The following is a 13,025-nucleotide window of genomic DNA, read 5'->3' as shown; positions in this document are numbered from 1 at the left end:
TAGGTATGACAAACGTTCAGTCAACTTTCTCGGAGGAATTTATTGGGTAGCCTCAGTTATTTTATTAGCATAGCGATCGCCATCCTTGTAGATTACACAATCTCTATTTTGTCAAGACCTTTAATTGATGACACGCCCTAGGGACTTTTCTTCAGTTGAATGTAAAGTTTTATGTCAACATTCAACACTTCTGGGTTTAATCATCTTCTAGAGGTAAGCCGATTTCTATTTTGCCTTTGCCAAAATAGCGCCCAAATTGCAGTTCATATACTTCATCTTCATCCTGAGTTTCCACTTCTAAATCGGATCTGGCATAACTGACACACAGGAGAGCATAACCTTGTTTTTGCAAGTCGGGAGAGAGTCCCATAGCTTCTGGTTGATAAATTTCTCCAGAGAGGATACGCACCGCGCAAGTCGTACAAGCACCATTGCGACAGGAAAACGGCAAACCCACCCCTTGAGTTTCGCAATTGTGGAGAATATAGCGGTCATCGGGGACTTGCAGAGTGTGGTGTTGGTTGGTGTGGCGATTATGAATTTTAATGGTGTAAATCTGGGTCATGGTTACCGTTCAAGTTTTTATCTGTGGAATCTATTATCTCATTGAACCTCATTGATCTCGATATCAAAGAGGGAAATTTTTGACTTCAGCCTGGTGAGGATTCAAGAATCGGTTGTTTGCCAAAATTGGCGATCGCTACAAACGCCTTTTAAGGCTATATCCCAATCATCTACGGGCAGTTGCTCAACCCAAGCAAAATCAAAGATCATACCCATCGTGGGAATAGACTGCCAATCCTCTGAACTCAGCAACCGGTCATAGTATCCACCCCCATAGCCTAGACGATATCCCTGGCGATCGCAGCCCACGGCCGGAACCAATATTAAATCCACATCCTGGGGCTGTAGCACGGGAGAATCTGGATGAGGTTCAAAAATGCCATATTTTCCCGCTTGCAGGGGTTTTGAAGGCTTCCAGACATGCCAGGAGAGGGATTTTCCCACGGTTCGAGGTAATCCCCAAACTTGCCGTTCGCCCCACAAAGCACTCAGATCCGGTTCTCGGCGATGACTCCAATAGGCGAGAATGGTTTGAGCTTGCTGAAACAGGGGAGCCTGTTTCAGGGTTTGGCAGAGGCGATCGCTTTTTGTTTTCCAGTCTTCTAAAGACAGGGACTCGCGGGCAGCGAGGAGCTGTTTACGAAGTTGTCGTTTATCCATTCAATCCATTAACAATTAATCATTAACAATGAATAATGAACAATTGGTTAATTATTCATTATTCACGATCGGTCTACGCTTCTCCTGATGATTCCGGGAAAACTAACCGAAATAAGGCCCAAATAAACGTGCTTTCATCGGGTTCTATGCCATTAACATCAATGACTTCTTTGGCCACATCAAAGGCAAATGTTTGTTGATGGAAGGGGAGCGTGCGTAAGGCTTTATAGGCTAACTGGAGTGCCAGAGTGGGGTTATTCGCTGCTTCTTGCACCTTAGAGATCGCCCGATCCAGCTCCTCATAAACCAGATCTGGAGACACTTCTAGTTTATGGGCCAGGCGATCGACAATCAATTTCTTTTCTTCAGCATTGGCAGAACCATCAACAACGGCTGCCAGAGCGGTTAAAGTAACTACATTTTTTAAGAAAGGATTCATTCGTATTATTCCTAAACATCAAAACGATAGGGGATGGAGGGATAAGAGGCTTTCTGTATTGCCCCTTTTTCCTCCTTTCCCCCATCTTTTCTAATGCACCATTTTAGGCGGTCACGACACTATGCCGCCTCTCCATGAGTGCGATACCAGTCAATGGTGCGTTTCAGCCCTTCGCGAAACTCCATATTCGCCGTAAACCCAAACCAGTCTTTTGCCCGTTGGGTATCTAAGCATCGGCGGGGTTGACCATTGGGTTTATCCGTTTGCCAGATAATTTCGCCCTTGAATTCCATTAACTCACAAATCAGTTCGACTAAATCGCGGATGGTGATTTCGTAGCCAGTTCCTAAGTTCACGGGTTCAGAGTCATTGTACTTCTGAGTGGCCATCACGATTCCCCGTGCAGCATCGGTGGAATAGAGAAACTCACGACTTGGCGAGCCATCTCCCCAAGCAGGCAGGGTTGTATCTCCCCGTTGTTGAGCTTCGTAGACTTTGCGGATTAAGGCGGGAATCACATGGGAACTACTCGGATCGAAGTTATCTTCTGGCCCATATAAGTTTACGGGCAAGAGGAAAATGCCATTCAACCCATATTGTTGCCGATAGGATTGGAGCTGAACCAGGAGCGCTTTTTTGGCAATCCCATAGGGAGCGTTGGTTTCTTCCGGGTAGCCGTTCCAGAGGTCTTCTTCTTTGAACGGAACGGGGGTGAATTTCGGATAGGCGCAAATGGTTCCCACACAGACAAACTTTTCGATACCCGCTTGGTAAGCCGCATGGATGAGCTGGGTTCCCATCATCAAGTTATCGTAAAACAGTCCTGCCGGTTTCTCCCGGTTGAGACCGATTCCTCCCACATGGGCAGCCAAGTGGATGATGATATCTTGATTTTGGACAACTTGCTCGCAGGCCTTCATTTGCCGAAGATCGTGTTCGCGCGATCGCACAACGGTAATATGATTTTGATTCGCTCCAGCTCCCTCTAGCTGCTCGATCACCTGACGACCGAGAAATCCCGCGCCTCCTGTGACCAAAATCCGCTTATCTTGCAATTCTATGGTGGTCATCTTTTTTCCTCAATCTGCCTTAGTCAAATCCATTGCCCAACTGTTTGGCTTTCTCTAGCACTTCTCGATCGGAGTCCACCATCAATTTTACTAGCTCCTCGAAGGTAACGGAAGGTTCCCAACCCAGCTTTTCTTTGGCTTTACTAGGGTCACCAATGAGTAAATCCACTTCCGCAGGACGTAAATAGCGCTCGTCAAACTCCACATAATCTTGCCAGCTTAAACCCACATGGGTAAAGGCGATATCAAGAAATTCGCGAATGGAGTGAGTTTCATTGGTGGCGATCACATAATCATCCGGTTCATCTTGCTGAAGCATGAGCCACATGGCACGTACATAGTCTTTGGCATATCCCCAATCCCGTTTGGCATCCAAGTTCCCTAAATAGAGTTTCTTTTGCTGTCCGGCTTTAATCCGAGCCACTGCACGGGTGATTTTACGCGTTACAAAGGTTTCACCTCGACGAGGGGATTCATGGTTAAACAGGATGCCATTACAGGCAAATAAGTTGTAGGATTCCCGGTAGTTAATGGTTTGCCAATGGGCATAGACTTTAGCGCAGGAGTAGGGACTTCTGGGATAGAAGGGGGTGGTTTCTTTTTGAGGCACTTCTTGGACTTTCCCAAACATCTCGGACGATCCGGCTTGATAGAATCTGACCTGATTGCCGGTACGCTGTTGGTAGTCTCGAATGGCTTCTAAGAGCCGTAGGGTTCCCATGGCAACAGTATCAACGGTATATTCGGGGGAGTCGAAACTGACGCGCACGTGGGATTGAGCGCCTAAGTTGTAGACCTCATGGGGTTGAATTTCTTCTAAGATCCGGCGGAGGGTTGTCCCATCGGTGAGATCGCCGTAGTGGAGGAAAAATCGGGCTTGTTCTTCATGGGGATCGATGTAAATATGGTCGATGCGATCGGTGTTGAAGGTGGAACTGCGGCGAATGATTCCGTGAACCTCGTACCCCTTCTCGAGTAAGAATTCACTTAAATAAGAACCATCTTGACCGGTAATTCCTGTAATCAGCGATCGCTTGCGTTGTGTCATCGGTAATCTTCCTTGCGTCGTTTAAGTTAGAGTTAATGGTACCTGATGCCGACCCTAAAACCTATGAGTTATGGGCATTCAGAGAACGCCCCACCTAGCTTAACATTCCATCCTTGGCTCTTAAGGTGATCTCATCCCATGTGGCTCCTGAGAAGGCCAGGTTCTAAAATCTTCCAAACCCCAATTTGCTCTGTTAATCTATAGTAAAAAATAAAATCATGGACTGGTTAGAGATTGATAAAAATTGGGTATTAGTGCCCCCAAGACCGATCGCAATCGTTCATTTTCTCGGCGGTGCATTTATAGGCGCAGCGCCCCATGTGACCTATCGCTGGTTATTGGAGGCGATCGCCGCTCAAGGCTATATTATCGTTACAACCCCCTTTATCAATACCTTCGATCATTATCAGATTGCGCGATCGGTTTTAGAGCAATTCAATCAGACCTTAACTCAATTAGAGCGTTTAGGAAAACTGCGACGACGCTATTTACCCATTTACGGTTTAGGCCATAGTATGGGCTGTAAACTGCATCTGATAATCGGCAGTTTGCCCAAAATCAATCGTGCCGGAAATATTTTCATTGCCTACAATAATTATCCCGTTAATCAATCGATTCCCCTGGGTGAAGAACTCAATCTGGCCCGCATGTTCCAATTGGAATTCACTCCCTCTCCAGAACAAACAGAAGTTTTGATCCAGAAAGACTATCAGATCCGGCGCAATCTGTTAATTCGCTTTCAGAAAGACGATATCGATCAAAGTTCGAGGTTAATTGAAATTTTACGAGCCAGGTTTGCCCAGATGGTGACCTTACAAAGACTTCCCGGTAATCATTTAACGCCTACTGGACAAGATATTAATTGGCAAGCAGGACGAGAATTTAGTCCTCTAGATGCGATGGGACAATGGGTGAAACAGGAATTTATTTATAAGGATATTACCCGGTTAAAATCCGAAATTTTGCGATGGCTCAATCCAGTGTTCTAAGAAACCGGGTTTCTTAAAGAAACCGGGCTTCTAGCCAAATGTAAAGATACAAGAAATGGAAGTAGCTATGAATCAGCCCAAAATCCCTCAAACAGACTCTATTAAAGAATTAGCTGAGTTCTGGGATACTCACGATCTAACCGATTTTGAAGATCAATTAGAAGAAGTTACCGAGCCGGTTTTTGAACCTTCGTCTTTAGGAAACAATGGAGATTATCCCATAAAACCACTACGGAGGAAGCAAGACCTAATGTCCTCCATCTTGGCACACCGTCAGACGATTAAAACTTATGGAGTCAAAAGTTTTGGTGTGTTTGGATCGTTTCAGCGTGGGGAGGCAGATGATGAGAGTGATGTGGATGTTTTCGTAGTGTTTGAGCCAGAAGAAAAAACATTTCGGAATTTTATGGATCTCTGTTTCTTTCTAGAAGATTTGTTTGGGCGCAAGGTAGATTTGGTCACACCAGAATCCCTAAGTCCTCACTTTGGCGACAAGATTCTCCAGGAGGTAGAGTATGTCTGGCTCACCTAGGGATTATTTGCTGCATATCCTTGATGAAACCCACTATATTTTGACGACTTCCCAAGGATTGAATAAGGCTTTATTCCTTGAAAATGAGACATTAAAACGGGCTTTTGTTAGAAGTTTAGAGATTATTGGTGAGGCGACGAAAAATTTATCTTATGACTTCAGAGCGCAGTATTCTGATGTTGCCTGGAAGCAAATTGCTGGTATGCGCGACAAGTTGATTCATGATTATTTTGGAGTTAATTATGATATCGTTTGGGATGTGGTGAACAGTGAGATTCCTAGGCTAGATCTGGCGATTAAAAGAATCCTTATGGATCTTGAGGGTGATATCCACTGACTGCATCACTGTCTACCCCTCAACACTTGAGCGGCAGACAAACGGCGATCGCGAAGCGCCTGGGCAGGAGTATCGCCTCCCATCCCTTGTAAAAACGGTGACTCTAATATTTCTTCACCGGTAAACACTCGCGACTCATATAATCCATCAACCAGTACCAACAGCGTTACCCGATCCTCCATGGGGTCAATAATCCAATATTCCGGGATTCCCCTGGCTTGATATTGTGACAGTTTATAACGATAATCCCGGTTCACACTCTCTGGCGAGACGACTTCTACCACTAACTGAGGCGGTGGCATGTCCAACGTCACAGTTGCACGACTCGCCCCCTCTAGGGCCTGTACTCCCTCGTCTGATAAGATCGACAAATCTGGAATACGCACGGTTGGCTTCATTCCACTGACGACTACCTCCGTCTTCACCCGCAGACAGCTTTGAGCCACGCCAACCTGAGAAAAATAGATGAGTAAGGCGATCGCAATGCGTTCATTCAAGTCACTCTCTGGAAGTATCCCGACTAACTCCCCATTGTCTAATTCATACAATATATCGGTGTCGTTATCGTAGGATAGAAACTCTTCTAGGCTCATGCCCTGAAGAGGTTTTATGACTTCAACTGCGATCGCCATCTTCTGTTAATCTCCCAGAAAATATTGCTATCCCTTAGCTTAACACCGTCTGATTTTGGCATGAGAATGAGGAATAGATTGCCTGTTTTCCGCCAGAGCGAGCCATAATAGCAATAAAACTAGCATAAAACGAAGGAGAAAAAGCCCAAATGGAAACGATGAGTGCGGAAGAGTTGTTAGAACGTTATGCGAAAGGAGAGCGAGATTTTAGCGGGTTAGATTTAAGAGAGATTAATCTGGCTTCGGCTGATTTGGAAGATATTAAGTTAAATTCTTGCGATCTCAGAGGAAGTAATTTTGCGCGGGCTAACTTGAGGAATGCGGAACTAGAAGAGGCAGATTTATCTGGTGCTGATTTTAGCTGGGTGAATTTGGAAGAAGGCAATTTAGGAGATGCCCAGTTGCACGATGCAAATTTGACTGGAGCTAACTTACAAAACTGTTATTTTAATGAAGTTGAGGGTGCTAACTTAAGTTTGGTGAATTTAGAATGGACACAATTCGATGAGGGTACTGAATTTATTGAGACTAATCTTATGGGAGCTAACTTAAAAAACTGTTCTTTGTCAGCATCCGGTTTAGAGAGGTCAAATTTAACTAATGCCAACCTAGCTAATATTAGGCTATATGAGACCGTGTTAGATAACTGCTGTCTTATCAATGCTATTTTAACGAATGCCGAACTATTTTGTGCAAGTTTTGAAGGAGCCGATCTCACTGGAGCCAATCTCAAAGGTGCGAGAAGAGCCTATGTTGAAGATGCGATTCTCTGTAACACGATTATGCCAGATGCGATAACGGCGAGAGAACTGCTAGAGTGCTATGAGGCAGGGGAAAGAGATTTTAATGGGGTGGAGTTAAAAGATATCGATCTGTCTTATGCTAATTTAGTCGGTATTGATATATCTTACTCGCGTTTAACCAATGTTAACTTCTCCCATGCAAATTTAAGTTTTTCTCAGTTAGATTGTTCTTATACATCTGGCATAAACTTAAGTTTTGCAAATTTAGAAAATTCTCGTTTATATAATATCGATTTAAGAGATGCTAATCTGATGGGAGCTAACCTTAAAGATTGCAATTTAAGAAGTGCTTATTTAACAAGAGCTAATTTAAGAGAAGTGAATATGGAAAATACTTCTTTATATTGTGCTACCTTTAAAGATGCATGTCTAGTTAAAGCTATTCTAACCAATAGTTATGGCTCTGAAGATAAATTTAAACCTTACTTTGGAGGTGCAGATCTGACCGAAGCTAATCTAGAAGGAGCTGAATAAATCAATCTAACTGATGCTATTTTTTGTCAGACAATTATGCCAGATGGAAGTATTTGTAATGACAATTGCGAACAGTCATAGGAAGAGAGATTAGCTTTGGAGATGGGTGGAAATCGGACAATTTTAATGTTTAAGGGATTATGGGATTAATAATTGCGGGAGATCGCTCCGGAGTGGGGAAAACAACCATCACGTTAGCGCTTTTGGCCAGCTTACGAGAACAAGGGGTATCGGTACAATCGTTTAAAGTGGGGCCGGATTATATCGATCCCATGTTTCATACTTATATTACGGGTCGCCCCTGCCGCAATTTAGATCCGGTGTTAACCTCTCCAGAATGGGTGAAAACCTGTTATCTGCATCATGGGCAAACGGCTGATTGTGCGGTGGTGGAAGGGGTGATGGGGTTGTTTGATGGCTTGCCCTATAATTGTCACCCGGACGATCGCCATTTCGGCTCTACCGCCCATGTGGCGAAACTGCTAAACTTACCGGTGATGCTGGTATTAGATTGCGGGCGGATGTCCAATTCTGTCGCCGCGATCGCCCATGGCTTCCAAACCTTTGACCCCAGTCTTAACTTAGCCGGAATTGTGCTAAATCGGGTGGGGAGCGATCGCCATCAAGAATACCTGGAAGCGGCGCTAGAACCCCTCAATCTGCCGATTTTAGGCGTATTTCCCCGTCAAACTCAAATTACCATTCCTGATCGCCATCTAGGGCTAATTCCCACGGCTGAACTCCCCCAGTTGAACGAGATTTTAGACCGATTAGCCCATTTAGGCAAACATCATTTTAACTGGCAAAAGTTGCAACAACTCCTCAAAATCCCCCGAAGATCGGGGGATTTTGAGGGATCGAACGCACTTGATAAAAATACAGCACAAAGTCAAGCCTCAAATCCATCTACCCCAACCCTATTCCCTATTCCCTATTCCCTATTCCCTAGCGCGGAGCGCGATAAGCCTAAAGTCCGATTAGCGATCGCCCAAGATCCGGCTTTCAGCTTTTACTATGCCGATAACTTAGATCTGCTGCAACATCTAGGGGTAGAACTCGTTCCCTGGAGTCCAATAGGCGATCGCACCCTTCCCCCTGCTATTGACGGACTCTACTTCGGGGGAGGATTTCCCGAAATGTTCGCAGAGCAATTGTGGGAAAATCAACCGGTTCGGAATGCCATCTACCAAGCCATCTTAGCCGGACTGCCCACCTATGCCGAATGTGGCGGTTTAATGGTGTTGTGCCAAGATCTCACCACATTTGAAGGGAAAACTTGGGAGATGGTGGGAATTTTACCATCTCATGTCATCCTGGAGAAAAAGCTCACCCTCGGCTATCGAAAAGCCAGTACTCTCCATGATAGTCCCTTGGTGGCAGCCGGTACAACCCTTCAAGGCCATGAGTTTCATCGCTCCCAACTCACTCCTCCTTTTCCCAGCATAGAAGATCAAGCCCTTCCCTTATTTCAATTAAAAGGCTACGATCGCCATACGCTCCCAGTAAGCGAAGGATGGCAAATCTATAATCTTCATGCATCCTATTTGCATTTACACTGGGGCGATCGATGGGATATTCCTCAGCGCTTTGTGCAAAAAATGTTGGCAATTAGGGAAGGAAGTAGGTGAAAATGACAAAAATCTATGATTGGATTGTAATTGGAGCAGGCATTACCGGAAGCGCTCTAGCCTATGAACTCAGTAAGCTAGGATTAGAGATACTCCTTTTAGATCAAAGCACTGATGGAGATCGGGCAACTCACTATAGTTATGGAGGCGTTCATTGGTATGGCACTTCGGGAGACAGAGGAACATTATTCCATGAAGGAAAAGCCAGACACGAGCAATTATCCAATGAATTAGGTATGGATACAGAATTTCGAGCAGTAGAGTTCCTGTTTACCGTCGATCCAGGGCAAGATGTGGAATACACGATCGCCGCTTACCAGCAGATGAGCGATCCATTTCAGATGTTAACCCCCCAAGAAGCCTGTGAAATCGAACCTTTGCTGAATCCAGAGGCAATTGTTAGTGCTTTTACCTTACAGCAAGCTCAGGTTAACCCCATTCTCCTCAATCAAGCCTATCAACAGGCGACAATCCGTCAAGGGGGAGTCATGGAAATTGGGGAAGTCCAGGAATTAGGTAAGGAGCTGGATCGGTCCTATCATATCAGGACTTCCGAAGACTCCTATCAGGCGAAAAACGTAGTCGTTTGTGCTGGAGGATGGACTCGACAACTACTCAAACAAGCTGGAATTGATATTCCTATTTATTTTACCCATGCGGAATTAGTAGAAATTGTCAACACGGACAAGCGTTTGTCTAATTTTATCATGCCTTCCCAAACCCAACTCTATCAGCTTGAAACCTATTCAAGTCGTCCAGAATTGGAATTCCTTTGGGATGAACCGGGACACGAGTTAGCCCCTGCCATTGTTGATACTGGTGCGGTACAGTTTCTAGGGGGAAGATTATTATTAGGACAATTGAGCCGCACCGTAACCGATCCCCAGGCTCAGATTAATCCCCAAAGGAGTGAGAAAGAAATTCGCCAAAAAGTTGGCCAAATCTTACCCTCTTTAGCTCAAGAGGCGGGAACCTGGCATTCTTGTTTAGTGGCATTTGTGCATCAGAATTTTGCCATTATGGGGGCAATACCCAAACGAGAAGGGCTATATGTGTTTTCTGGGTTTACCGCTCCCATTACCTTAGTTCCGGCGATCGCCCCCCGGTTTGCTCGTCAGTTAATCGGTACTCCCGATCCCCTGTTATCTCCATTTATCCTATAGCAGAGAAGGAGTTGGTTAGAACAGTTAGGTTATGGTTTGAGGCACGTTGTCAAGGTTCTACTATTTTTTTGTGGGTTCATAGCGATCTCCAATCAACCTATAGGTAGTTAACTTTGCCGCTAATCCCCTAAACTAACACGTTAGTCTAGTGTTTAGCGAACGAATCGCACTATTTCCTATTCCCCATTCCCTATTCCCATGGTCAGCGAGTCCAGCCTTCCAGCTCTTCCCGACACCCTTCCTCCCCAAAATATTGAGGCGGAAGAATCCATCCTCGGCGGTATTCTACTCGACCCAGAAGCTATTAATCGGGTGATGGATATTCTGCGCCCCGAAGCCTTTTCCATTTCCGCACACCAAAAAATCTACCAAGCGACTCTCACTCTCCACAACAGTGGGAAACCAACGGATTTTATGACCGTGAACAGTTGGCTCTCTGACCAGAACCTATTAGACAAAGTAGGCGGTCAGAGCAAACTGGTACAACTGCTCGACCGTACGGTGAGCGCGGTGAATATTGACGAGTATGCCAAACTCGTCATGGATAAATATCTGCGTCGTCAACTGATTACAGCAGGTCATGAAATTGTGCAGTTGGGTTATGATACGGCGACTGATATTAAACAAATTCTCGACCAAGCCGAACAAAAAATCTTTAATCTCACCCAAGATCGCGTACAAAAAGGTCTCGTTTCTTTAGCAGAAACCTTAACTCATACCTATGAAGAAATCCAATCTCAAAGTACAGGAGAAATTTTACCGGGTTTGCCCTGCCAATTTTACGATCTTGATGCGATGACCGGGGGATTTCAGCGATCGGATTTGATTATTATTGCTGGACGACCGTCAATGGGGAAAACCTCCTTCGCGCTCAATATTGCGAACAATATTGCCCAAACGAGTCACTTGGCCGCCGCTATTTTTAGTTTGGAAATGTCGAAAGAGCAATTAGCGCTGCGTTTGCTCTCTAGTGAAGCGGGAATTGAAAGTAATCGTCTCAGGTCAGGGCGGATTAGTCAAACGGAATGGGAGCCTTTAATTGAAGCGCAAACTAATCTGTCTGAGTTGCCGATTTATATTGATGATACGGCAAATACGACCGTGACTCAGATGCGATCGCAAGCTCGCCGACTGCAAGCCGAACAAGGACAACTCGGATTAGTACTGCTCGACTACCTGCAACTGATGGAAGGAAGTAGCGATAACCGGGTGCAAGAACTCTCGAAAATTACTCGGCAACTTAAGGGGCTAGCACGTGAATTAAATGTACCGGTTATTGCTTTATCTCAGCTCAGTCGTTCGGTAGAGTCGCGCACTAACAAACGGCCGATGATGTCTGATTTGAGGGAAAGCGGCAGTATTGAGCAAGATGCGGATTTGGTAATTATGTTATACCGAGATGAGTATTATAATCCCGATACCACCGATCGCGCGATCTCCGAAGCGATCATCACCAAACACCGCAATGGCCCTACTGGAGTCGTTAAATTGCTCTTTGACCCCGAATTTACCCGCTTCCGCAACTTGGCAAAACCCCCCAATTAGATCAATGTATGTCATGGGATAAACTAAAGTCTGCGATAAAATAAAGAGAAACTCCTCGTCAACTTATGCTACTGAAATATCATCTCAGAAATAGTTTACCCTCGGCGCAGGATTTACCAGACTCGGATGAGACTCCTGTGGATAATGAACTACAAGATTTAATTCCCACACTCCTCAAAGCGATGCTCGCACTCATTTGGTCAGAGCGAATGGATTGGTTCTTTGGCGTGGATATGGGAGTTTACACCGATCCGAACCAACCCGCTATTGTCCCCGATGGTTTTTTAAGTATCGGTGTCCCTCGGATCGTTGATGAAGGTTTACGGTTATCTTATGTTCTTTGGGAGGAGAGAGAAATTCCAACTTTCGTGTTAGAAGTGGTCTCCACAACACCAAGAGGAGAATATAGCGAGAAAAAACAAAAATATGCCCAATTGGGAGTTCTCTACTATGTAATCTATAATCCCCTACGGAAAAAGAAACAGAAGCTAGAAGTTTATCAACTCCAGGGGGGGGAATATGAATTATTATCTGGAGAACCGGTCTGGTTATCCCAACTCAATTTAGGCATCGGTACAGATCGAGGAACTTATCAAGGAATTACCAGAGAATGGCTCTATTGGTATGATGAAAACGGAAAGCGCTATCTGACTCCAGAAGAGAGAGCAGAGACGGCTGAACTAGAGCGCGATCGCCAGTATCAAGAAAAAGAACAGCAACAGGAAAGAGCAAATATAGCTGAACTAGAACGCGATCACCAACAGGAAAGAGCCGATCGCGCTGAAGCGGTTGTTGAAGAGCAAGAGCAGACCATTCAACAGTTAAGAGAACGTCTTCAGCAACTGGGTATCAATCCAGATAGTCTGAGTAAATGACAACGTTAAGGACGAAACCTCAAGGGGTGACAAGGAGGCTCGATGGTAGAGAGTGTGAGGGTTTGAGGCGGCGATCGGTAAAAGAGTAAAGGGGTCTATGTAGAGACCACGAAATCTTAAAATGCTCCCTCAATTATACCAGGAAATTTGGTCGGCTCACCTGAGTCCCACACAATACTTAACCTTAAAACTACTAATATTAGTAGTGCAAATGTGCCGAAGAGTGAGTTTATCAAAGTTTTAGAGTTACTGAAGGAATATAAAAT

The 13,025-nt window shown here is 45.0% G+C and carries 14 protein-coding genes; 8 read left to right on the top strand and 6 right to left on the bottom strand.

Features of this window, described 5'->3' with window-relative positions; translation table 11 throughout:
• Positions 1–196 precede the first annotated feature (196 nt).
• The 5 genes from J7545_RS04980 to gmd all read right to left on the bottom strand — a co-directional run bounded on the left by J7545_RS04980 (position 197) and on the right by gmd (position 3,781).
• Complete coding sequence (locus J7545_RS04980) at positions 197–565, bottom strand: 2Fe-2S iron-sulfur cluster-binding protein (protein WP_318701261.1); 369 nt, start codon at positions 563–565, stop codon at positions 197–199.
• 101 nt (positions 566–666) lie between these two features.
• The gene (locus J7545_RS04975) at positions 667–1,224 is read right to left on the bottom strand and encodes a 5-formyltetrahydrofolate cyclo-ligase (protein WP_318701262.1); all 558 of its coding nucleotides are present in this window, start codon (positions 1,222–1,224) and stop codon (positions 667–669) included.
• 73 nt (positions 1,225–1,297) lie between these two features.
• Entirely contained in the window at positions 1,298–1,663 is a 366-nt protein-coding gene (locus J7545_RS04970) for a hypothetical protein (RefSeq protein ID WP_318701263.1), read from the bottom strand.
• 119 nt (positions 1,664–1,782) lie between these two features.
• A complete protein-coding gene (locus J7545_RS04965; RefSeq protein ID WP_318701264.1) occupies positions 1,783–2,733 on the bottom strand; it encodes a GDP-L-fucose synthase in 951 nt (316 codons plus the stop codon).
• Between the two features lie 19 nt (positions 2,734–2,752).
• Positions 2,753–3,781 carry a GDP-mannose 4,6-dehydratase gene (gene gmd, locus J7545_RS04960; RefSeq protein ID WP_318701265.1) on the bottom strand — a complete coding sequence of 343 codons (1,029 nt, stop codon included), beginning with the start codon at positions 3,779–3,781 and terminating at the stop codon, positions 2,753–2,755.
• 218 nt (positions 3,782–3,999) lie between these two features.
• Here gmd and J7545_RS04955 point away from each other — a divergent pair, with 218 nt between their 5' ends.
• The 3 genes from J7545_RS04955 to J7545_RS04945 all read left to right on the top strand — a co-directional run bounded on the left by J7545_RS04955 (position 4,000) and on the right by J7545_RS04945 (position 5,639).
• Positions 4,000–4,770, top strand: coding sequence for a DUF1350 family protein (locus tag J7545_RS04955; RefSeq protein ID WP_318701266.1), 771 nt, complete (start codon positions 4,000–4,002; stop codon positions 4,768–4,770).
• A 67-nt stretch (positions 4,771–4,837) separates the two neighbouring features.
• A complete protein-coding gene (locus tag J7545_RS04950; RefSeq protein ID WP_318701267.1) occupies positions 4,838–5,302 on the top strand; it encodes a nucleotidyltransferase domain-containing protein in 465 nt (154 codons plus the stop codon).
• The gene (locus J7545_RS04945) at positions 5,286–5,639 is read left to right on the top strand and encodes a DUF86 domain-containing protein (RefSeq protein WP_318701269.1); all 354 of its coding nucleotides are present in this window, start codon (positions 5,286–5,288) and stop codon (positions 5,637–5,639) included. The genes J7545_RS04950 and J7545_RS04945 overlap by 17 nt, the downstream gene beginning before the upstream one ends.
• Before the next feature lie 5 nt (positions 5,640–5,644).
• Here the strand turns inward: J7545_RS04945 and J7545_RS04940 are convergent, their stop codons facing one another.
• Positions 5,645–6,271: a Uma2 family endonuclease gene (locus J7545_RS04940; protein WP_318701270.1), complete on the bottom strand. Its 627-nt coding sequence runs from the start codon at positions 6,269–6,271 to the stop codon at positions 5,645–5,647.
• A gap of 149 nt (positions 6,272–6,420) precedes the next feature.
• Here J7545_RS04940 and J7545_RS04935 point away from each other — a divergent pair, with 149 nt between their 5' ends.
• The 5 genes from J7545_RS04935 (at position 6,421) to J7545_RS04915 (ending at position 12,759) form a co-directional block, all read left to right on the top strand.
• Complete coding sequence (locus tag J7545_RS04935) at positions 6,421–7,548, top strand: pentapeptide repeat-containing protein (protein WP_318701271.1); 1,128 nt, start codon at positions 6,421–6,423, stop codon at positions 7,546–7,548.
• Between the two features lie 140 nt (positions 7,549–7,688).
• The gene (locus J7545_RS04930; RefSeq protein ID WP_318701272.1) at positions 7,689–9,176 is read left to right on the top strand and encodes a cobyrinate a,c-diamide synthase; all 1,488 of its coding nucleotides are present in this window, start codon (positions 7,689–7,691) and stop codon (positions 9,174–9,176) included.
• Between the two features lie 2 nt (positions 9,177–9,178).
• The gene (locus tag J7545_RS04925; protein WP_318701273.1) at positions 9,179–10,339 is read left to right on the top strand and encodes an FAD-binding oxidoreductase; all 1,161 of its coding nucleotides are present in this window, start codon (positions 9,179–9,181) and stop codon (positions 10,337–10,339) included.
• 198 nt (positions 10,340–10,537) lie between these two features.
• Positions 10,538–11,884: a replicative DNA helicase gene (dnaB, locus tag J7545_RS04920; protein WP_318701274.1), complete on the top strand. Its 1,347-nt coding sequence runs from the start codon at positions 10,538–10,540 to the stop codon at positions 11,882–11,884.
• A gap of 65 nt (positions 11,885–11,949) precedes the next feature.
• Positions 11,950–12,759, top strand: a complete 810-nt coding sequence (locus J7545_RS04915; protein WP_318701275.1) for a Uma2 family endonuclease — start codon at positions 11,950–11,952, stop codon at positions 12,757–12,759.
• Positions 12,760–13,025: the final 266 nt, after the last annotated feature.

This window comes from Roseofilum sp. SBFL, from assembly GCF_017746885.1.
Taxonomy (GTDB): Bacteria; Cyanobacteriota; Cyanobacteriia; order Cyanobacteriales; family Desertifilaceae; genus Roseofilum.
The sequence above is the reverse complement of the archived record's forward strand: the minus strand, read 5'-3'. Positions and strand labels throughout refer to the sequence as shown.

What these genes read in the sequence shown, in the direction of transcription:
- gmd (WP_318701265.1), bottom strand. Translation starts at nt 3,781, where the DNA reads ATGACACAACGCAAGCGATCGCTGATTACAGGAATTACCGGTCAAGAT.
- dnaB (WP_318701274.1), top strand. Translation starts at nt 10,538, where the DNA reads ATGGTCAGCGAGTCCAGCCTTCCAGCTCTTCCCGACACCCTTCCTCCC.
- J7545_RS04965 (WP_318701264.1), bottom strand. Translation starts at nt 2,733, where the DNA reads ATGACCACCATAGAATTGCAAGATAAGCGGATTTTGGTCACAGGAGGC.
- J7545_RS04970 (WP_318701263.1), bottom strand. Translation starts at nt 1,663, where the DNA reads ATGAATCCTTTCTTAAAAAATGTAGTTACTTTAACCGCTCTGGCAGCC.
- J7545_RS04980 (WP_318701261.1), bottom strand. Translation starts at nt 565, where the DNA reads ATGACCCAGATTTACACCATTAAAATTCATAATCGCCACACCAACCAA.
- J7545_RS04925 (WP_318701273.1), top strand. Translation starts at nt 9,179, where the DNA reads ATGACAAAAATCTATGATTGGATTGTAATTGGAGCAGGCATTACCGGA.
- J7545_RS04935 (WP_318701271.1), top strand. Translation starts at nt 6,421, where the DNA reads ATGGAAACGATGAGTGCGGAAGAGTTGTTAGAACGTTATGCGAAAGGA.
- J7545_RS04950 (WP_318701267.1), top strand. Translation starts at nt 4,838, where the DNA reads ATGAATCAGCCCAAAATCCCTCAAACAGACTCTATTAAAGAATTAGCT.
- J7545_RS04975 (WP_318701262.1), bottom strand. Translation starts at nt 1,224, where the DNA reads ATGGATAAACGACAACTTCGTAAACAGCTCCTCGCTGCCCGCGAGTCC.
- J7545_RS04955 (WP_318701266.1), top strand. Translation starts at nt 4,000, where the DNA reads ATGGACTGGTTAGAGATTGATAAAAATTGGGTATTAGTGCCCCCAAGA.
- J7545_RS04945 (WP_318701269.1), top strand. Translation starts at nt 5,286, where the DNA reads ATGTCTGGCTCACCTAGGGATTATTTGCTGCATATCCTTGATGAAACC.
- J7545_RS04915 (WP_318701275.1), top strand. Translation starts at nt 11,950, where the DNA reads ATGCTACTGAAATATCATCTCAGAAATAGTTTACCCTCGGCGCAGGAT.
- J7545_RS04940 (WP_318701270.1), bottom strand. Translation starts at nt 6,271, where the DNA reads ATGGCGATCGCAGTTGAAGTCATAAAACCTCTTCAGGGCATGAGCCTA.
- J7545_RS04930 (WP_318701272.1), top strand. Translation starts at nt 7,689, where the DNA reads ATGGGATTAATAATTGCGGGAGATCGCTCCGGAGTGGGGAAAACAACC.